General features: G+C 35.6%; 19 protein-coding genes. 16 read left to right on the top strand and 3 right to left on the bottom strand.

What is annotated here, in order from left to right; all coding sequences use genetic code 11:
- Window positions 1-935: 935 nt before the first annotated feature.
- The 3 genes from LXM54_RS19875 (at window position 936) to LXM54_RS19865 (ending at window position 3841) form a co-directional block, all read left to right on the top strand.
- Window positions 936-2375, top strand: a complete 1440-nt coding sequence (locus LXM54_RS19875) for a hypothetical protein (protein WP_233316976.1) — start codon at window positions 936-938, stop codon at window positions 2373-2375.
- A gap of 750 nt (window positions 2376-3125) precedes the next feature.
- Window positions 3126-3470 carry a hypothetical protein gene (locus LXM54_RS19870; protein ID WP_233316975.1) on the top strand — a complete coding sequence of 115 codons (345 nt, stop codon included), beginning with the start codon at window positions 3126-3128 and terminating at the stop codon, window positions 3468-3470.
- Window positions 3471-3532: 62 nt separating this feature from the next.
- Window positions 3533-3841, top strand: coding sequence for a hypothetical protein (locus LXM54_RS19865; RefSeq protein WP_233316974.1), 309 nt, complete (start codon window positions 3533-3535; stop codon window positions 3839-3841).
- A gap of 278 nt (window positions 3842-4119) precedes the next feature.
- On the opposite strand, the gene LXM54_RS19860 is transcribed toward LXM54_RS19865, so the two are convergent.
- Complete coding sequence (locus LXM54_RS19860; protein ID WP_233316973.1) at window positions 4120-4707, bottom strand: hypothetical protein; 588 nt, start codon at window positions 4705-4707, stop codon at window positions 4120-4122.
- Window positions 4704-5129 (bottom strand): hypothetical protein, encoded by a 426-nt coding sequence (locus tag LXM54_RS19855; RefSeq protein WP_233316972.1) that lies wholly within the window; start codon window positions 5127-5129, stop codon window positions 4704-4706. Before LXM54_RS19855 ends, LXM54_RS19860 begins: the two co-directional genes overlap by 4 nt.
- A 1127-nt stretch (window positions 5130-6256) precedes the next feature.
- Between LXM54_RS19855 and LXM54_RS19850 the strand changes: the two genes are divergently transcribed.
- The 6 genes from LXM54_RS19850 to LXM54_RS19825 all read left to right on the top strand — a co-directional run bounded on the left by LXM54_RS19850 (window position 6257) and on the right by LXM54_RS19825 (window position 12038).
- Window positions 6257-6673, top strand: a complete 417-nt coding sequence (locus LXM54_RS19850) for a hypothetical protein (protein ID WP_233316971.1) — start codon at window positions 6257-6259, stop codon at window positions 6671-6673.
- Window positions 6673-8109 (top strand): cell division protein FtsZ, encoded by a 1437-nt coding sequence (locus LXM54_RS19845; RefSeq protein WP_233316970.1) that lies wholly within the window; start codon window positions 6673-6675, stop codon window positions 8107-8109. The genes LXM54_RS19850 and LXM54_RS19845 overlap by 1 nt, the downstream gene beginning before the upstream one ends.
- 1142 nt (window positions 8110-9251) lie before the next feature.
- Complete coding sequence (locus tag LXM54_RS19840; protein ID WP_233316969.1) at window positions 9252-10202, top strand: hypothetical protein; 951 nt, start codon at window positions 9252-9254, stop codon at window positions 10200-10202.
- Window positions 10203-10410: 208 nt separating this feature from the next.
- A complete protein-coding gene (locus LXM54_RS19835; RefSeq protein WP_233316968.1) occupies window positions 10411-10836 on the top strand; it encodes a DMT family transporter in 426 nt (141 codons plus the stop codon).
- Window positions 10837-10851: 15 nt separating this feature from the next.
- On the top strand, window positions 10852-11553 hold the full coding sequence (locus LXM54_RS19830; protein WP_233316967.1) for a Crp/Fnr family transcriptional regulator: 702 nt from the start codon (window positions 10852-10854) through the stop codon (window positions 11551-11553).
- An 8-nt stretch (window positions 11554-11561) separates the two neighbouring features.
- Window positions 11562-12038, top strand: coding sequence for a DMT family transporter (locus tag LXM54_RS19825; protein ID WP_233317076.1), 477 nt, complete (start codon window positions 11562-11564; stop codon window positions 12036-12038).
- A 37-nt stretch (window positions 12039-12075) separates the two neighbouring features.
- Here LXM54_RS19825 and LXM54_RS19820 read toward each other — a convergent pair whose 3' ends face one another.
- Window positions 12076-12978, bottom strand: coding sequence for a LysR family transcriptional regulator (locus LXM54_RS19820; protein ID WP_233316966.1), 903 nt, complete (start codon window positions 12976-12978; stop codon window positions 12076-12078).
- 149 nt (window positions 12979-13127) lie between these two features.
- Here LXM54_RS19820 and ssuE point away from each other — a divergent pair, with 149 nt between their 5' ends.
- The 7 genes from ssuE to LXM54_RS28315 all read left to right on the top strand — a co-directional run bounded on the left by ssuE (window position 13128) and on the right by LXM54_RS28315 (window position 20200).
- Complete coding sequence (ssuE, locus tag LXM54_RS19815) at window positions 13128-13643, top strand: NADPH-dependent FMN reductase (RefSeq protein WP_233316965.1); 516 nt, start codon at window positions 13128-13130, stop codon at window positions 13641-13643.
- A 20-nt stretch (window positions 13644-13663) separates the two neighbouring features.
- A complete protein-coding gene (locus LXM54_RS19810) occupies window positions 13664-14692 on the top strand; it encodes an LLM class flavin-dependent oxidoreductase (protein WP_233316964.1) in 1029 nt (342 codons plus the stop codon).
- Window positions 14692-14949 carry a glutaredoxin family protein gene (locus LXM54_RS19805; protein ID WP_233316963.1) on the top strand — a complete coding sequence of 86 codons (258 nt, stop codon included), beginning with the start codon at window positions 14692-14694 and terminating at the stop codon, window positions 14947-14949. The genes LXM54_RS19810 and LXM54_RS19805 overlap by 1 nt, the downstream gene beginning before the upstream one ends.
- Window positions 14950-15013: 64 nt before the next feature.
- The gene (locus LXM54_RS19800) at window positions 15014-16345 is read left to right on the top strand and encodes an LLM class flavin-dependent oxidoreductase (protein WP_233316962.1); all 1332 of its coding nucleotides are present in this window, start codon (window positions 15014-15016) and stop codon (window positions 16343-16345) included.
- Between the two features lie 14 nt (window positions 16346-16359).
- A complete protein-coding gene (locus LXM54_RS19795; RefSeq protein ID WP_233316961.1) occupies window positions 16360-17286 on the top strand; it encodes an ABC transporter permease in 927 nt (308 codons plus the stop codon).
- A 14-nt stretch (window positions 17287-17300) separates the two neighbouring features.
- Window positions 17301-18194, top strand: coding sequence for an ABC transporter permease (locus LXM54_RS19790; protein ID WP_245400082.1), 894 nt, complete (start codon window positions 17301-17303; stop codon window positions 18192-18194).
- Window positions 18194-20200: an ABC transporter ATP-binding protein gene (locus tag LXM54_RS28315; protein WP_325169589.1), complete on the top strand. Its 2007-nt coding sequence runs from the start codon at window positions 18194-18196 to the stop codon at window positions 20198-20200. Before LXM54_RS19790 ends, LXM54_RS28315 begins: the two co-directional genes overlap by 1 nt.

The following is a 20200-nucleotide window of genomic DNA, read 5'->3' as shown; positions in this document are numbered from 1 at the left end:
TTTTATATAACTTATATTTTTTTCACCATTTCTTCGTGCTTTTTATATACATTCTCTCGTTAAGAATGGCAATAAGCTCGGTTTCTACTTTAGATTGCTTAATACTGCATCCTTTAAACACCCTTTTTATTGGCAATTCACAAATGCTAACTGAAGTAATATAATGAAACCTTAATTTTTTTTCACCATTTTGTCGTGCTTTTTATATAAATCGATATTTTTGCACCAAATCTTCGTGCTTTTCGTTGTTTTTACATAGAAATAGGAAAAAGCAGAGTTTTTTTTCACCGTTTTATCGTGCTTTTTTCTTTACTGGAATGTTTAAATACGAAAGTACTTATTGGTTCTTCTTTTTCTATATCAATCTCATCTTTTTTTCACTAATTCTTCGTGCTTTTAAGTTTTTTTCATCATTTCATCGTGCTTTTTTCTAAGTCTTGTTTAATGGATAAAATTTTCACCTATTTTTCGTGCATAATAGTGGACTTCTTAAGATTTTTTTCGACAAATTTCGACAAACGCTATAGTAGTCTACAACTTTTTTTCACAAATTTCTCGTGCTAATTTACTTTATTGCTCTTTATTGGAGAGAATGCGCAATCTTTTCACCATTTTTTCGTGCAAAAATTTTTTTACACAGAAAAAATCTCCCCTAAACCTTGCTATTATACGTTTCTCAATAAATTTTCACCATTTCTTCGTGCTTCAATATTTGTTGTAATATAGCCTTCTACACGTTTTTTCACCATTTTTTCGTGCCATTTACACCCCTTTTTTTCGGTGTATATAATAAAACATAGATAAATATAGATATTAGTTTATAGACTTTTTTTATGGCTAACAGCGCAAACCAAAAATCGAAAGGCCTTAGGCTATTTTCGGTCTTTTATAATGATTTATTTTTTTCTATCGTTTCAGAAAGGAGGTTAGAACCAGTGATATACGAGGAAACGTATCAATATTTATTACATAATGTTTCATCAAAGGAATTTGACGTCTGTCTATATTCCCTTCTTCATACGGATTGGGACGGAATAATCCAGGCACCAGCTTCTGTTATTGCAGCTAAAGCCGGTACAAAAAAGAAATACTTAAAGCAGATTATTAAAAAATTCACTTCCTTTAAACGGGGCAATATTTATATTCCTGTGGAAACATCAGAAGGAGTGAAATATAAATTTAAGCGCGGCCTTTCAAGGAATCTAGGATTTAACAGCAAAACTGATCGTTATTGTAAAAAATATTCCTTCTTTTATGAAGAGTCCTTCCAGAATCTATCAATCAATTCTAAAAGATTGCTTTTGATGGCAGCTTTTCGCATGTCTGTGCAAAAAGCTGAATCCGTGATGTTCGATTATCATGATATTGTGCCTTCTAAGTATACATATGGTCATCCTTACTTTACAAAGGGCCGTCTTTACGAAGCGATTAGTGAAATCAACAACTCTAAAATTGCCGATACAGTTAAAGTTCAATTAGTGGGTAATATTTACACAAGAAAGCTTGCTGTATCGTTTGAATTTGTACAAGGAACTTTAAATGAATTTGCCAGCAATTACACAGAAAGAACGCTTTTGCGCAAAAAAATGTTCCAAGCAGGCTATCATGGCTACCTTAATGACAGTTTTTGCATGGAAATCGAAAGTGTAGGCAAATATTTATATAACTCTCTATTTAGCAATGAAAAAATAATCGCTAAACAGAGGGTTATTACTGATGCAAAAGATGAGATACTTTCATTAGCTCGATTTATCTATGATACAGCAATTGAGCAGCTGGCAACAGCACTTCCTTCGAATACTCATTTTTTGACTGATCCAAAACAGGCTTCAGCTTATTTCAGCACGATTATATACAATGTGCTTATTAATGAGATGGGTAAATACGGTCATCAGGCAGAGAGCATTAAATCCCTTCTAGACAATCATTATTTACATAAAACAATTGTAGAAAAAGAAACCGGCAGAGATATTATGCATGTTGGGATTGAAGATCAAATTAAACCAATTAAACAGCGCTTTGAAAAGGCAAATCATATCTTTGATGTTCTAAAAAGTTGGTCTGAGAACTGGGTTATTGCCCGTACAAAATCAATTATAGAGGATTCACAAGTACTGATATCTTCAAAAGATGAAGATAAAAAGCAGGAAATAAAGCAAAAACGTGGCTGGAGTGATGCAGAAGCGGCGAAGAATCATATCCAAACATTAAAGGAGCAGTCTTACGAGCAAATTAACAAGCTAATAAACCAATGTATAACATATGGAAACAAAGCTATTGAAAAGGATGAACGCATTAAATCCATAACAACTGCTAAAGATTCTTTAGCTTCCTTTTTTGCGATACATACCGAAAAAATTTTAAAACCACTATAACGACACAGGCAAACACTGGCTATTAGGCGAGTGGATCTTGTGCTGCCCACAAAAATACTAATTTATCAGCATCCTTTTTATTCCAACATTTATTCCCCTTCATTAAACTTTTCAACTACTAAAAAAACCATATATTGTAAAAACTCTATTTTTTTTGCCCTTTTTTAAGGCTGTGAATTGTAATTTAATATTTGTTATTAGTTTTTTATTTATTGTTATTTGCTTTATTACAATGTGATTTAATTTATTTAATTTGTTATTGGTTATTGTTAACTTGTGGAAAGATAATTTTTTCTGTTAGCGAGAATTTTTTGTCTGTTTATCTAAAAACTTTACTTGTGACTGGCATTTTACTGCTTTTTTTGGTTTTAGAAAATTGGATAATAGGAAGGTTTGTTGAGGATTTTTGTTAATGGTTCTAAGTTATTGTTCTAATTAATGTCCTAAATATTATTCTAAATAGTTATCTAAAATAAGGAAATAAAGCTTACCACCCATTTTTTGCTATATATAATGAAAATCGCTATTTCTTTGTAATTGGCATTTAACTATAGCAAAACGTCTACTTATAGTATATTCGTCTAGCATTCAATTATTCCTATTTCAAACAAAAAAGTTTCCAACATACATGGATATACTTTATGAATAGTAATAAATCTAAAAAATCCATTCTTTCCCTATTATATTAATCTATTACACTTTTTAATTTATGCATAAAATAAAATTAAATAAGGTTAAGGAGGAATTTTAATGAGTAATGTTTGGTTTCCAGGTGGAAGAAATGGTGATAATAATCAAAGAAATAAATCAAATTCACGTTCAGGTGACAGTGATAGCCGCTCCGATGCTAATGTAGATTTTGAATCTGATAATGACTTAAGAAATGATACTGATGTTGATAACCGCAATGATTTAAAAAATGTTGATAAAAATACTAATATTGCAAAGGTAAACGACTCTGGTAATGCGAAGATTGATTTGAAAATCGACGTAGATTCAGATTCAAATGCTCGTGTACGCTCTCGTTCCAGAGCAAATGCAGACACAGAACAAGATCAAGACAACAACCAAGATAATGACCAAGACCAAGAATAATACAACGAAGGCGAGCACGGTATAACCATGTCTCGCCCATTTTTATGTAAGGAGAGTTGTTCATGTCTCCCCATCGCAGACAAATAGATAAGGAAAACAATATCTATCAGTTTCGTAATAACGGGAATGCTGAACTTGATACGAACAACGCACAAATCGGCCAAAGCGGCAATTCAGATGTCGATGTATATGTAAATATTGAGATAGATACAAAACCTATTGCTTATGCACTGTTGTCCTCATTACTGGCCACAAAGCAAATTACCCGTTTCGAATTTGAAGAAGCGATAAAAAACTTAGAAAAATTAACAAAGAAACAAAAAAAGCATATTCCTGGATTACGATTTTTTGGTCCTTTGAAGGATAATTAGAAAGAAATTATCTAACTCTTAAGGTCTCTCTTAAATGAAGTCCCTTCTGTTTCTATTCTAATCACTAAAAAACCTCAAATGAGAGTCTAACTTAGCATATTAACTAACAAGGCTTGTAGTGCCGTCACAAGCCTTGTGAAGTACATATAAGAAATTGGGGTTCGGATATGGAGCGGAAATTACAAAATGTATTGCTGAAACTGTTCAAGTAGCATTTACTTCTTAATAGATAAAATGGCTATATGGCTGCCTCCTCAAAAGCCATATAGCCATTTCTATTATTGGGACAGTCTTAAAATAATATTGTCTACAACATTGGATAAATTTCCGTTTTTATACTGTAGTATGAAATCACTGTATAACATTCTAAGCACATCTTTCACCTCAAAGCTATACTCCATATTCAACTCTGCAATGTCACTTAGCATTACCTCTAGCCTCAAAGCTTGTTTTCGATTGATTAAGCATTTTATCATTTTCTTTTTTGGGGAATTTACAGGAACCAATATTTCACTTTCTTCCTCTTGATAGGAGTTAACCTTTATGGCATTTTGAGAGCGCGCTGTCAGTTCATGATAAAGCTCGACAGGATTGCTTCTCTTTTTTGCTTGGTATAAAAAATCATCCAACAGTAATGTTACTAAATCAATATGAGTGAATTTCTCATTGGCAGCTTCAGAAACATCATCACAGAAGAGCTCTCCACGTAAATATTCGGAAACAGGTACGTAAAAAGTATAAGACAACAATGTTGGTGTCGTTAACTTTCTCGTAGCTTTCATGAACCATTTATCAAAAAAATTATAGGGACTATAGGAAAGCTCCCGTATTTCATCATCGTAAATAGGAAATCTGCTTTTTTTCACCTGTTCCTTTTCACCTCTTCTTCGAGCATAAATGCAAGTATTCGATATGCTGCCTCTTTCAAGCTACAGTCCCATCTTACCTTCATTTCAAAAAGTTGATCATGATAAACCTTTTCTAACTTAGCTGGATATGGTTGTCCTTTTGGATCATAAGGACGTATAGGGAAATCTTTAAATTCCTGGAGTCCCTTCTTTACTAATATGGAACAATAAGGAGTCGGATCAAGTCCCATTTTTTTGGCTAATATTTTCAGTAGTCTCCGTTCTTGCGGATTAAAAGGGATTTTCACATCCTTTTTTTTATCGCTTCTCTCTTTTCTTCCTTCCATCTTCGTAATCGGTTTTTTCCGAACTATTTCTTTTTTTGTTTCTAATATAGATCTGCTTGTTTTATTCGTAAATATCGGATTGATTGGTTCCATCTTCTCCCTCTCTTCCTCCCTTTTGTCTTTTATTTCATTTATCTTAGTGTCAAATTGTCAGAATGTTATAGTTCTAGACTATGATGAGGTCTATGAATATAGAACGTATAAACTTTAAGTTTTTTGGACAAACTATGATCATACGAATATTACTATCGATTAGGAGGTAAATAATATGGCTTCTGGAAAAGGAAAAAATACAGGAATTGAAAATGATAAATTGAGAAAGTTAGCTGAGTTAGCAAAAAAATCTAAAACAGTAAAAAAAGGAATCGTAAAATAAATTTAGTATTTATGTTCAAAGGTAATACATAGATGTAATGACTACTATAAATCAGCGTACAATTTACGTCATTACGATAACTAAATAGCTTAAAAAATACCAACAATTAGAAGAAGCAAATAAGGTGGAATATAATCATTCAAACCTTCATAGCCTAATATAAACACCTTGAAAATATCGTCGTAAATAGAATGTAAAAGTTGGTTTTACGTAAAAAACTAAGTTAATAACATGTTATTTACGTACATACTATCTTCAGTAATGAAGTAGTCTTGTCAAAACAATCTTGTTTTTACGTAGAAAAGGGGATTTGAACGAATGATCCTTGTAAATAAAAAACTTGGTTTTTAAATAGCTGGGAACGTTTTGACTAAGAACTTAACTAAAAATATTACTATAAATTTGAATGTATAGACACTATATAACCCCACTATATAAAGTGGGCTTATATAGTGTCTATACTAATTTATAAAAAAATAATTACATCTAATCACTTGTTATATAAGGATTTAATTATGGTCACTATATAAAGAGACTATTATAAATAAATATGAAAAAATACAACTAAAAAACAATTAAAAAAACATGAAAAATCAATTGTTTTTGCATGATTATCGGTATTTTAGAGATTTATGGTGTTTTTTCCATTCGAAAAAGCTATAAAAATAACGAATATCACTATATGGTGTCTTTATATAGACACTATAAATAAACGCCTATATTATAGGACTTTTATAGATATATAGTTAAAAAAACACCTATAAATATGCTATATAGACACTTGTATTAGAGACTATAATTAGTTATTATAGAGTTTATAAGTAATATGTTAGGAGGAAGATTCTTGGATCATAACCTTCATGAGTTACATAAGCATGTTAAGTTTAGTGATGAGGTACTGGCAATGTTCATTGATATTATTGGCCAAGACCCCAGCTTACTTAAAGTGTTCCAGTACATAGCTATTGAGGAGCAAAGAAATAAAGAACGAGGTGTGTCTATAAGTCATATAATTGAAAATGTAAAAGTTGAACGTCTTGTCAGGAAAACTGTTGGCAAAAACAAGTACGTATATGAGGAAGTATTTACGAACATTGAACGTAAAAATGTTGAAAAAATGGTAGATAAGCTTATGTTTATGTCGCTTATATATCATGAAGCAATTAAGCCCTATAAGTTTCTGTTTCTTACAAATCGAGGAAAACAGCTTATAGCCAAACTAGTCGAGAATAAATCGAAGGACAAGGAGCTGCGTAAATAATGGCAAAAACATTCACTAAGAACCAGCCGGCAATAAATATCACTATGGTGGGATTTGGACAAGCCGGAACAAGGATGGCAGACCGTTTTGCTGCTTTTAAAAGAGAGGATAATACATCTGTTTACAATTGCATCGCTTTAAACAGCAATGATGGTGATTTAGCCGGTTTAAAAAACATATCTACAAATAACAGAGTAAGCCTGGAGCTTGGCGGATTAGGCAAAAACCCAGAAGAAGCTGTACATATATTAGAGAAAAATGAAAAAGCGAAGGAAAAGCTGAAGTCCTTTATACAAGAAAGAATCAGACCGCAGGATGATCTAGTTATGTTCTTCGCTGGTCTTGGCGGCGGAACAGGCACTTCTACTATCGTTAAAGCAATTGAGGAGTTTTATGATTACAACAACAAACCGAAAATCATAGAAGAATTTAATCTAATTCGTCAGGAAATCGGTGATGCTGAAGTAAAGGCAAATGCCAAGAAATACTTAAAAGAAGCTTCTATTAGAGCAAGAAGAAAATTCATTAAGATTGGTGTTGTTGTGACAATACCTACACGTGCGGATGGTCCTGATGCCCTTCGACAAGTAAATAATTTTGCTCAACAGATTTGGGATATCGCAAAAAACCCTAATAAAGGCGTTGCTTTTGTAGTTTTTGCAGACAATCAGCATTTTTATGATGAGTTTAAACAGCTGCCTGAAAACAGCAGAAATGGTATTGATAACTACAGAGACTATGCAAACAATGAAATCGCAGAGATTTTCCATGAATTGAACACTGCTACTACTGGCGGCGGAACAGCGGTCACTTTTGATAGTGCTGACTTTAGACGGGTTGTACTGGAGCATACAGGATCACTTGTTATCAGCAGATTTTCTAAGCCGAGCAATTCGGTGAGAAATGGTCATGATGTTACTGCAATGTTTAAAGAAGCGATCGAGAGCAGTAATTTACATCAGCCTATACAGCTGTTTGATAAAGAAACGAATACATCAGCAAGAATTCATCATATTGGACTGCTTGCAATCCTCGATAAATCCAATGATATTGGCAGTTCTTTTATTGATGATGCCAGAGAAGAAATTATTGAAAAACTTCCGTTAAACGGTACAGTTTTTAGTGGATATTTGGAGGAAAAAAACAACTTTTCAACGAGTGTTTATACGTTCTTTAAAGCTGATGCCCTTCCAGAACGCTTAGCTAAAGGTTTAGTAAAGGAATATGAAGATTTTAAAGCAAGACAGCAGGAAGTAAGCTACCAGCAGTCAGTAATCAGCTCAATCGCTGCTGCCAATGATGATGAGGATTTTGATCTTGATTTTGAAGAATTAGGCTTAGCAGAATTTATGAGTAATGAAAAACCGGCTGATAAAAACGATACTGACAGTGATATAGATTTAGATGATATCGATTTAAGCTTGCTAGATGACTAATTTTAAAGGTAAAAGCTATTGAATTCCCCTTTCCTATCGTACATTTAGACTGGGATTTGGGCTTTTCTAAGAAAACTTCAGGTATAAAGCCTGAAGTTTTTTTGTTTTACAGGAATTTAATTAGGTTTATCCTATTAAAACTTCTTGGTAAGGCCCCTTTCGCTGTTTTTCCACCAATATTGCCCCCTAATTTAGTATTAGTAGGTGTATTTTTTGTAATGTAAACGATTCATAAATGAATCCATTTATGTAAATGTATATATTTTTATATAAATGACTACTTAAATACCGTTTTTTCATTCGTGCATATACGTAAAACTTCGCTTAATTGTCTATTAGAAAACTTCATATTTATGTGATTTTAACGATCTTTATATATAAAATCCATCGTAAATGATAGGTAAATCTATAATTTACATAAAAAGCAGAAAACTATATATGTAAAACTACGTAAAAATAATATTATATTTATATAGCTTTATTTGGAAACTATATTACGTTTACGTAATTATTCTATAAATACCGTATGTATTTACAATAACTTAAATCGTAGATGATTCGTAAGAGTGTATTTTATGTAAATCCAATGTATTTGTTTACGTAAATGATAATAAATCCAAATTTTAATTACGTAACTAGTATGTAAATATAAAAACATACCATCGTACGGCTAATGTAAATTGACAAAGTGCAAGTCATTTTATAATTCGTAAACATCTCGTAAAAAGTATCTTTATGTAAAAACTAAATTATATTTACGTAAATCGAATAGTGGTTGATGAGATTGAAGTATTGTTGAATGATTTACTTTACGTACGAATTACGTAAATAATATACGTTGATAACTAAGTTATTTTCGTAAGCGGTTCGTAAAACTAGGGTTTACGACGTTTTTTGATTTGTATAGTTGGTCAATGTCGTAAATATTATGTTTATTTACGAAATGAATTGAGGTGTTTATGTTTTCCAGTTCGATAAACAACTTCTCTTCAACGTAAATACAACGTTGCAATTATATAGATTTATAAAGAGAAAATTCGTAAACGAACCGTAAAAATACCGTTTACAAGCTTTGATTTTTTTAGAAACTAAGTGTAAAATCAAATAAAGTGGTTTTTTTTGAGCAACTGGAGGTGAGCAAAGTGGAAGATAAACATCAACGTGAGGAATTAAAGGAATTATTACTAGAAGAATTTCAATTTGACCAAATTTATAATCTAGCATTATCCCATACTTCTGAAGAGGATATTTGGACAGATTCAATCTTATCCATTAATCCAGATACTCATTATGTAGCGATTAAGGCTAGCGAATTTATAGGCAGAGATGATGCCACTATTAGGCATTATTTACGGAGTGAACTTTCTGATATATACATTAAACCGCAAAAGCACGGTAGGTACTATCGCCTGAATTACATAACTATATTTAGGATTCACCTTATTTCATTATTAATGGAAAAGGTAGGGATGACAACAAACCAGCTGTTGGTGGAATTAGGTGCCGAGCCTACATTTGAATCCAATAGAAAGAGTTCAAACGATGCTTTGCTTGAACAAATTTCTAACTTTAAAGAGGCAGTAAATTATTTATATAACAGTAATATGAACTATCAAAACTTGCTGCTTGAAATCCTTTCGATGGATCGTTCCGTAAATCAGCTGAAATATGAAATTACCCAGCTTGAAAGAGAAATGAGTGAAAGTAATCAGGAAATTAAGCAATTAGAATCATCTGCCTATCAGGATTATTTACTAGATCGGCAGAATCATATTATGGTTGCCTCATTAAGGAAAAAACAAAAGACCTCGATATTTTCCTTGTTTAAAAAGGAAAGTGATGATGAGCCCTTAATCACAGATGAAGTAGATAAGCAGCTAAAGGAAAAACGGATGGATGCTATAAAAGACCAAATAGCGCAGCTGAAATCAGATATACAAGCATACAGTGAAAAAAGGGAATCTTTAGTTACGAAGTTGACTGAAGATGAAAAGAAACTGTTAGTTCTTACAGAACAGCAAAAATATATGCTTTCTGACAGCAACAGTGGCAGAATGATAGAGGCTGCTGCCGATCTTGAAACGGTTGAATAATGTTAAATTAGTTACCCAGACATTGTGCTTGGAGAGAGGGATATCTCTCTTGATGCGATGCTGGGTTTTTTTATGTTCTTTTGAAATATATATGGGTGGATATAAATGTATATGACTGCAGTCGAACGTATATTTTAAAAAGGGACATATGTCCTTTCTAACTTACTTGTTTTTCTATTTAATAGAGGAAGAAGGGTGGAAGGATAAGATGAAGGGTATTCTTTTTGCGTTACTTGGCGGTGTTTTTATTACAATTCAGAATATAGCAAATGCCCATATACGGGAGGATATTGGTATTTGGCAAACAGCCAGTTTAACTCAGTTCTCTGGATTTGTGCTGGCTTTAATAATTCTTTATTTTTCTAAAGATATAAATTGGAAAAGTGTTGGAAATGTTCAGCCTATCTATTGGTTTGGGGGAGCATTTGCAGCGATAATCCTGTTTAGTAATATGGAAGCAATAAAGCATATTGGTGTTACATTTACTGTATCATTTGTTCTCATATCCCAGCTTTTGCTAACATTTATAATAGACATAAATGGCTGGTTTGGAATGGAGAAGCGTAAATTAAGAGCTGCTGATTTTATAGGAATTGCGATGATGATAGGTGGAGTATTGTTATTAAAACTGTGACTGGCGGGAGTATGAATGAAGGAATGGAAAGATGATGTAAAGCTAAATTCTTTTTTGGAGCAATATGGATTAACAGCCGTTTTTAATGAGCATTTAATAAAGCATGCTCTGTTATGTGAATTTGAGCAAGGGGAAACAATTTGTACACAAGGAGAATCAGCACATTTCCTTTACGTGCTAGTTAGCGGCAAGATTAAAGTATATACAACTTCCTTGGATGGTAAAATACTTATTTTGTCCTTCAAGCAGCCGCTAGAGATTATAGGTGATGTAGAGTTCGTAAATGGAGCAGAACTACTCAATACTGTAGAGGCTGTGTCAAATAGTGTAATGATGGTTGGAATCAGTTTTGAATGGCTTAAAAGATATGGTTATAACGATGCTGAATTTCTTCAGTTTCTGCTCAATATTATATCTCATAAATTTTACAGAAAGTCCACGACGATGAGTTTTAATTTAATGTACCCAGTTGAAGTCAGACTGGCTAGCTATTTACTTTCTGTTTCAACAATGAAAGAACATACAGTAGCTGAAAAACTGGATTGGCTTGATTTAAAGGATGTAGCTAACTTCATCGGCACAAGCTATCGGCATGTGAATCGGGTAATAAAACAATTCTGTTTGGACGGGTTAATAGAGAAAAAGAAAGGTGTTATTACGATTAAAGACAGTGCTGGACTTATGAAGATGGCAAAGGATAATATTTACGAACAATAAGGAGGAATATTATGCTGGGAATGATACTGGCTATTATGGCAGGAGCGCTTGTTGGAGTGCAAAATATCTTTAATAACAAAGTGATGGTGAAAGCTGGCTCATGGACAACAACGACATTAGTTCTTGGAATGGGATTTGCTGCATCGTTCTTCATTGGTTTAGCTGTGGAAGGGAAAAGCCTTTTTGACTTTTCTAATATGGAGCTATGGTATTTATTTAGCGGCTTTATTGGTGTCTGTGTCGTTTATTGTGTAACGAAAGGAGTAAAGCTGCTTGGGCCAACATTCGCTATTGCAATAGTGATGTTTGCACAACTCGGTTTTGCTGTATTATCTGATACTTTTGGCTGGTTCGGTACAGAGCCTATTCCATTCACCTTTAAACAGCAGCTAGGGGTATTGATTATTATTGGCGGTATTTTAATGTTTAAGTTAGGCGACAGCAAGAAAGGTAACGTTTCTGGAGTGTTAAAGAAAGCAAGTTAAAAGGGCTTGATAGCCCTTTTTTATTTTGTAAATAAGTTTAAACATTTTTTTGCAATATATTCTTCTTCAAGAAGGCTTCTTCAATTAATGATAATAAATGTGTGGAGGCTTTGCCGTTTAAATTGTTTGTTCTTCGTAATAGCCCGATTACAGGTGCAGCGTCTATCCCATTAATCTCTAATACTTTTGTGCCAGGAAAGGGGAAGGAATGAGCTGTACGGGTAAAAAGAGATATCCCTAGGCCAGCCTGAACATAATGCTTGTGTGCCATACTGCTCGAAATCTCAAGCTTTTTATAATTTGTACCGATTTTCTCTACAATTGATTGTTCAATTTTTATTCTTATCGGGCAATTATGAGGTGTAAATAGAATGGTCTCCTCCAGTAAATCCTCCACTTCTGCTATTCCCTTTTCAGTAAGCGGATGCGACTCAGAAACTAGCAGAACAATGTCATCATAATATAACGGTTTAAATACATTCTCCATTGAAACTTCCGGTGCTCCGCAAATGGCAAAATCAATCTCGTCTTGATAAAGCATTGTACTTAATGTATTGGCATCAGCAACATGAAGAGAAATTTCTACTTTTGGAAACTTTTCAACAAAATCAGCGATAATGGCTGGGAGTTCAAGACTTGCTGTAGGCTCTGAAACACCAATGCGAATTAAACCTGCCAAACCGCCTTCCAAGTCCTGCAATGTTTTATCAAGGCGATCATACTCTCTTAATAAAGCATTGGCGCGTTCATAAAACAGCCGGCCAGCTTCTGTCATTTTTAATGTTTTGCCTCGCTCTAGCAGTTTTTCGCCGACTTCTTCCTCCAGATGTTTAATATGAAGTGTAATTGTTGGCTGCGAATAATTTAATGCTTCTGCCGCCTTTAAAAAGTTTCCATATTTTACAATTGTCGTGAATGTGCGGATTGCACGAATCTCCATGTTAAACACCTCTTTAAGTTATAAATTTAGTAATTCTGAATCCCAGCTTTAATTTTACTGATTATACTTTCTGAATTATTTGCTTTATTATAATCTATATTATCAACTAATCCAAGTGGTTTAGAGGGAATTTTGAAAGGGGAAGTAAAATGCCGACAATTACAATCGTAGCTGGTGGGAATTCTATTCACTCTCGTTTAACAGGCATATTGAATTATGCAGAGGAATTTTTGAAAAGCAACAGTATTGATGTTGAAATTATTCAAGTTCATCAGCTTCCAAGTGAAGCATTAATCAAGGCCGATTTCAAAAATGAGAAAATTCAAGAGGTAAATCAATTAATTGAAAAGAGTGATGGTGTGATCTTTCTAACCCCAGTGTATAAGGCAGCGTACTCTGGTATTTTGAAAACATATATTGACCTTCTGCCACAGAAGGCTTTAAAAGACAAGGCAGTGCTCCCACTAGCTTTAGGAGGTACATACGGTCATCTATTAGTGATCGATTATGTGCTTAAACCGGTGCTGATCAACTTAGGAACAACAAATATATATGGCGGTGTCTATATACAGGATACACAAGTGACAAAGCAGGATGATAATACTTTTACGCTGGCAGATGAAACAATATCAAGATTAAATGAATCATTATCCCAATTTGTTTAATCAATCGTGAGGTGAAAAATATGGCATTTAAATTAAGCATTCTTGATCAGAGTCCTGTTGGTGAAGGAGAAACAGCAGAACAGGGGCTCCAAAATACGGTGAGGTTAGCACAGGCAGCTGATCAGTTGGGCTATCATCGTTTTTGGGTTTCAGAGCATCATAATAACGGTCAATTAGCTGGGTCTGCACCAGAAAGCTTAATCGGCTTTCTGCTGGCAACTACTAAAAATATTAGAGTCGGTTCTGGGGGCATAATGCTACAGCATTACAGCCCATATAAAGTTGCCGAAGTGTTTCATGTGCTCTCATCGCTCGCTCCAGGAAGAGTCGATCTTGGTGTGGGCAAAGCACCAGGTGGCTTAAACTTATCTACAAAAGCACTGCAGGAAGACAAAGTAGAAGCCCAAAAGTCTTTTGAAGAAAAACTGGCTGATTTAAAGCAATATATTTACCATAAGGAGCGTGACTTAGATTTAGTGGCTGCTCCTACTCCAAGGGTGAGACCAGATCTTATACTTCTTGGAGGAAGTGCAGAAAGTGCAGAACTGGCTGCAAAACTTGGAATATCCTTTGTGTTTGCTTACTTTATAAATGGAGAGCAAAATGTTCTAAAAGAAGCAAGAGAACGGTTTAAGCAGTTTTCACCGGCTGGTGGTGGGCAATTTATAGTGGCATTGACAGTAGCTGTTGCTGAAACTGATGAAAAAGCTGATTCCTTTATTAAGCAAAGAGAGTCTGTCAAGGTAATACTGGCAGATGGGAAGAAGTTAAATGTAGGTTCTTTGGAGCAGGCGGAAAAGGTAATCAGCCAGTATGAAGAATCAGATTATCAGCTTATCGTTCAAAAAGCGGGTTATGTTGCAGGTTCGAAGGAAAGTGTCAGGGATGCTCTTAGCAGTCTTGCTAAAGAGCATGAAATCGATGAAATCATTTCCTTATCACCAATTGTGGACATTAATGACAGGTTAAGTTCTTATAAGCTATTAAGTGAGGCATTTGCAGAAGAGAGTATTCACATAGAAAAAGAAAATGAAGGAGTGGGAATATAATGAGTCAAAATAAAAAAGTGGTAGTGTGGAGCAAAGTTGGATGTAGTTATTGTGAACAAGTCAAATCTTACTTATCAGATAATAATTTTGAGTATTCAACAATTGATGTGACAGAAAATGATTCTTTAAGAGATGTGCTTGAAGTTAAATATGGTATTCGCTATGTACCGGTAGTAGAGGTAAGTGACGGGGATTCTGCAGAATATAAAGCCGTTTTTAAAGTAGACCTGGAAGCATTAAAAGAAGCATTAGCTTAATTTTTTAATTTAAAGTTGACTATTTTCATTGGAATAATAAAAATTTGTGGAAGGTGGCTAAAACATGGTGAAGAAAATAAAGTTTGGTGCAATGATTCATGGAATTGGCGGGACAACAGATGGATGGCGTCACCCATCTGTTCCTGCAGATGCAAGTGTTAGTTTACCGTTCTATAAAGAACGAGCAAGGCTTGCAGAAAAAGCAAATTTCAGCTTCATTTTTGTGGCTGACGGACTGTCTATCAATGAAAAGTCACTGCCTCATTTCTTAAACAGGTTTGAGCCGATTACTTTACTGACTGCAATAGCAGGTGCTACAGAAAGGATAGGGATTGTCGGGACACTTTCCACTTCCTATAGCCAGCCTTTTAATGTCGCCAGACAGTTTCTATCATTAGACCATATAAGTGCAGGAAGAGCAGGCTGGAATGTTGTAACATCTCCATCAGCTGGAGCAGCTCAAAATTTCAATGAGACAGAGCTTCCTTCCCATGAGGAGCGCTATAAAAAAGCATCTGAACATCTCACTGTAGTTAAAGGACTATGGGATTCTTGGGAAGACGGTGCATTTGTCAGAAATAAGGACACTGGAGAATTTTTTGATAAAGAAAAAATGCATGCGTTAAATCATGAGGGAGAGTTCTTTTCCGTTAAAGGACCTTTGAATTTGGAAAGATCACCGCAAGGATATCCTGTTATATTTCAGGCTGGATCATCTGAAAGGGGCAAAAAATTTGCGGCGGAGTCAGCAGATGCGATTTTCACAGGTCACGAAACGTTAGAAGAAGCTATTGCGTTTTATCATGATGTAAAAACGAAGGCTGCTGAAAATGGTCGCAGTCATGATGATATTTTAATATTCCCTGGAATCAGTCCTATTGTAGCTGACACAGTAGAGGAAGCAAATAAGATATATGAGGATTTTATCAGCTTAGTGCCGATTGATAATGCGATTACGTATCTTGGAAGGTTTTTTGACCAATTTGACTTCAGTGTTTTTCCGCTGGATGAACCATTTCCGGATATAGGGGATATAGGCAAGGAAGCTTTTCAGAGCACAACAGACAAAATAAAAAGAATGGCAAAGGAAAATAAGCTGACACTACGCCAAGTGGCTCAGCAGGTTGCCGTTCCAAGAAGCACCTTTATCGGCACTCCTGAAATTGTGGCAGATAAGATTCAGAGCTGGTTTGAAAGCGGCGGTGCAGACGGCTTTATCATCAACTCTGACATTCCAAGCCAATTTAAAGTGTTTGTAGAAAAAGTTGTGCCAATTCTTCAAGCAAGAGGCATTTATGAGGAAGAATATTCAGGCAGCACATTAAGAGACCATTTAGGCCTAAAAAAGCCGATTAATCAGCACAGTCTAAAAAACAATAAAGCTTTAGAAGTATAAAACAGGTAGCGTTTATGGGGAAATTTATCGTTAACAGAATGATTGCTGCTGTTTTTGTCTTGTTAGGATCTTTGTTTTTAGTGTTTATCATTAATTATTCCCTCCCAGGAGATGCAGTCGATCAAATGCTTGAGGGGACAGGTGCCACTCCTGAGATGGCAGCTAATTTACGGAAAGAGCTAGGTCTGGATTTACCTTTCCACACTCAGTTTTTTGAATATTTAAATAATATTTTGCGAGGAGATTTCGGGAACTCCATTGTTAATCATTCACCCGTGTTATCCAAAATTATTACACAGTTTCCCGCTACCATTGCTTTAACTGTTGTTAGTGCGATTCTATCTATCGTGTTCGGCATTACTTTAGGTGTTTTTTCAGCAATCCACCATAACACCGTGATTGATTATGTTGCAAGATTAATCGGACTTTTTGGCATTTCTATGCCAACCTTCTGGTCAGGCATCTTACTAATTCTCATATTCTCCGTGACCTTAGGCTGGTTTCCTTCCATAGGATCTGACGGTTGGATTACATTAGTACTTCCTTCTATCGCACTTGGACTTGTAGGTTCTGGTGCAATCGTCCGTATGGTAAGGAACAGTATGCTTGAGGTGATGACTGAGCAATACATCCTGACATTAAGGTCGAAGGGGTTATCAGAAAAGGTGGTTATGTATAAACACGCTTTAAGGAATGCTCTAATTCCATCGATTACAATTATAGGAATGATGATCGGTGATATGCTGGGCGGGGCGGTAGTGATTGAAACGGTATTTTCCCGTCAAGGCATCGGAAGGCTTGTGGCAGATGCCATTACGGCAAAGGATTTGCCAGTTGTCCAAGGGGTAGTGTTTTTTTCTGCGATTGTTTATATATTAATAAATTTTATTGTGGACATCTTATATTCAGTTATTGATCCTCGTGTCCGAAAATCATTTTAGGAGGTGTGACTCACTTGAAAGAAACGGTATTAGCTGGGCAAATCAAAAAAACGACTGTAGTTAAAAAGAAAAAACGAATTTTCCACCCCGAGCATGTTTTTATCTATGTGGCCGGAAGTATTATTTTTTTCTTATTGGTTTGTGCAGTATTTCCACAGTGGGTAGCACCTTATGCCCCCACAAAAATGTTTACAGATGCAATTATGCAAGCACCTTCGGCCACTCATATTCTCGGTACAGACTACTTTGGCCGGGATGTTTTCAGCTTGATTGTCTTTGGAAGCAGGACATCTCTCATTATCGGTATTTTGTCCGTTATTGTGGCAGCTACTATCGGAATGCTCATCGGGTCTGTAGCTGGATATGCTGGAGGGATGATCGACCTTATTTTCATGAGAATTATTGATATTTTAATGACAATTCCAGGAATGCTGCTGTCTCTTGCCTTTGCCGCAGCATTGGGACCGAGTTTGATGAATATTATTCTCGCCATATCGATCTCGGCAGTGCCTGGCTATGCAAGATTGATGCGGGGACAAATTCTCACATTAAAAAGGAGGAATTTTGTCATTGCTTCAAAATCAATCGGGGTAAGCGATCTTGTCATTTTTTTTCGCCACATTTTGCCTAATGCTTACTCCCCGCTGTTAGTTATGGCGACTAATGGGCTAGGGTCCTCCATTCTTTTGGGAGCAGGGCTAAGCTTTTTAGGATTAGGAATCGTCCAAGAGGTTCCCGACTGGGGAACACTGCTGTCACAAGGCAGAGGCTACTTAGCAGCCGCTTGGTGGATTGCTACATTTCCTGGTATTGCAATCACTTCTTTTGTATTGTCAGCAAATATTATTGGTGACAGTCTCCGTGATTTCCTTGATCCAAAGAAACAGCAGAAAGGAGAAAACGCCTAATGCTCGATATAAATAAGATAAATATAGAATTTAAAACAAAAACAGGGCTCCTTACTGCTGTGTCTGAATTGAACCTGTCTATTAAGGCTGGTGAGTCTGTCTGTTTAGTCGGTGAATCAGGAAGCGGAAAAACAATAACATCAAAGGCCATTATGAGATTGATTGAGTATGAGAATGGCATCATCTCACAAGGAGATATAACCTTTCAAGGTACCAACCTTACTACCAGTGATGAAAAGATGCTCACGTCTATTAGAGGGAAAAAAATCGCGATGATTTTTCAAGAACCTTTGTCTGCTTTTGATCCAGTTTTCACAATTGGCCATCAGATAACGGAAATGATCAGAAAGCATCAAAAAACTTCACAGAAGGCAGCTTGGGAAAAAGGAATAGAACTGCTGAAAAAAGTGGGAATATCAGAGCCAGAGTATCGAATGAAGCAGTATCCGAATGAGTTCTCAGGCGGTATGTTGCAGCGGGCTATGATTGCAATGGCGATATCTTGTGAGCCTGATTTGCTTATAGCGGATGAGCCTACTACAGCATTGGATGTCACTATCCAACAGCAAATTATCGAGTTATTAAAATCATTAAAAGATGAATTTAATATGGGGTTACTGCTGATCACTCATGATTTAGGGATTGCTGCCGAGCTCGCAGACAGAATTGTTGTGATGTATGCAGGAGAAATAGTCGAGAATGCAACTGTTTCACAGCTATTTCAAACACCGCATCATCCTTATACTAGAGGGCTGCTGAAATCTATGCCGAGCATATCAGCAAGTATTGGCAAGCTGTATTCCATTGAAGGTAGCATACCGAGTTTAAATGACCTGCCAGAAGGCTGCCTTTTTCATCCCCGCTGTCCATTTGCGACGGAAAAATGTAAAAGAGTAAGACCGAATCTTGAAATAGTAAATGACCGTTACTCTGCTTGTTTCTATGCAGAGGAGTTAGTGACAAAATCTGAATGGAGCTTAAGTGATCAACTACAAGAGGAAAAGCTCGCAGAAGACATCATTATGGAAAAGGCTAACGATAACCCGGAAATCTTGTTGGATATTAAGCAAATCAGCAAGCACTATCCGCTTGGAAGTGGTTTGAAATTTACAAAAAAACAAGTCAAGGCAGTAGATGATGTGTCATTCTCCATTAAAAAAGGCGAGACTTTTGGACTTGTTGGAGAATCTGGAAGCGGGAAATCGACGTTAGGAAGGGCCATTTTGCAGCTAGAAAAACTGTCTGGCGGGGAAGTGCTCTATAATGGTAATCCATTATCAGGACTTAACAGCCGAAAAATGGGCAAATATCGGAAAGAAATGCAGATGATTTTCCAAGACCCCAATAGTTCTGTCAATTCTCGTCTAAAAATAGGAGAGATTATTGCAGAGCCATTAAAGTGGCATTTAAAGCTTTCCAAGGAGGAAATACAAGAAACAGTAGAAGAGCTGCTGGAAAAGGTCGGATTAAAGCGCGAATGGACTGCAAGATATCCTCATGAGTTTTCAGGCGGACAGAGGCAAAGAATTGGAATTGCTAGAGCGATTGCCTTAAATCCATCCTTTATTCTCGCAGATGAAGCACTTTCTGCTTTAGATGTTTCCGTACAGGCTCAAATTATTAATTTACTCCAGGATCTTCAGAAGAAAATGGGCTTGACGTATTTGTTTATTGGCCATGATTTAGGTGTTGTCCAGCATATTTCTGACAGAATTGGTGTTATGTATTTAGGAAAGCTTGTGGAGATTGCACCAAGTAAGGAGATTTTCGAAAAGCCAGCCCACCCTTATACAAGGACATTGATTGACTCTATTCCAAATAGGAAGGGCAAGAAAAAGCTTGAAGCAAAAGGAGAGATTCCCTCGCCGGCAAATCCGCCGTCAGGATGCCGGTTCCGTACGAGATGTCCGTTTGCGAATAGGAAATGTGCCATGGAAGAGCCGGTGTTAACGGAAATACAGAAAGATAGATTTACAGCATGCCATTATCCTTTAGCGTTTATTTAA

Origin of the sequence: Bacillus sp. Au-Bac7 (genome assembly GCF_021341655.1) — a bacterium.
In the GTDB taxonomy this organism is placed as follows: Bacteria; Bacillota; Bacilli; order Bacillales; family Cytobacillaceae; genus Niallia.
Note: the sequence above shows the minus strand (reverse complement) of the source record. Positions and strands in the feature narration are given on the sequence as shown.

Bases quoted from the DNA above. Each gene is read 5' to 3' on its own strand.
- LXM54_RS19870 (WP_233316975.1), top strand. From the start codon at position 3,126: ATGAGTAATGTTTGGTTTCCAGGTGGAAGAAATGGTGATAATAATCAA.
- LXM54_RS19865 (WP_233316974.1), top strand. From the start codon at position 3,533: ATGTCTCCCCATCGCAGACAAATAGATAAGGAAAACAATATCTATCAG.
- LXM54_RS19855 (WP_233316972.1), bottom strand. From the start codon at position 5,129: ATGGAACCAATCAATCCGATATTTACGAATAAAACAAGCAGATCTATA.
- LXM54_RS19845 (WP_233316970.1), top strand. From the start codon at position 6,673: ATGGCAAAAACATTCACTAAGAACCAGCCGGCAATAAATATCACTATG.
- LXM54_RS19835 (WP_233316968.1), top strand. From the start codon at position 10,411: ATGAAGGGTATTCTTTTTGCGTTACTTGGCGGTGTTTTTATTACAATT.
- LXM54_RS19830 (WP_233316967.1), top strand. From the start codon at position 10,852: ATGAAGGAATGGAAAGATGATGTAAAGCTAAATTCTTTTTTGGAGCAA.
- LXM54_RS19820 (WP_233316966.1), bottom strand. From the start codon at position 12,978: ATGGAGATTCGTGCAATCCGCACATTCACGACAATTGTAAAATATGGA.
- ssuE (WP_233316965.1), top strand. From the start codon at position 13,128: ATGCCGACAATTACAATCGTAGCTGGTGGGAATTCTATTCACTCTCGT.
- LXM54_RS19810 (WP_233316964.1), top strand. From the start codon at position 13,664: ATGGCATTTAAATTAAGCATTCTTGATCAGAGTCCTGTTGGTGAAGGA.
- LXM54_RS19805 (WP_233316963.1), top strand. From the start codon at position 14,692: ATGAGTCAAAATAAAAAAGTGGTAGTGTGGAGCAAAGTTGGATGTAGT.
- LXM54_RS19800 (WP_233316962.1), top strand. From the start codon at position 15,014: ATGGTGAAGAAAATAAAGTTTGGTGCAATGATTCATGGAATTGGCGGG.
- LXM54_RS19795 (WP_233316961.1), top strand. From the start codon at position 16,360: ATGGGGAAATTTATCGTTAACAGAATGATTGCTGCTGTTTTTGTCTTG.
- LXM54_RS28315 (WP_325169589.1), top strand. From the start codon at position 18,194: ATGCTCGATATAAATAAGATAAATATAGAATTTAAAACAAAAACAGGG.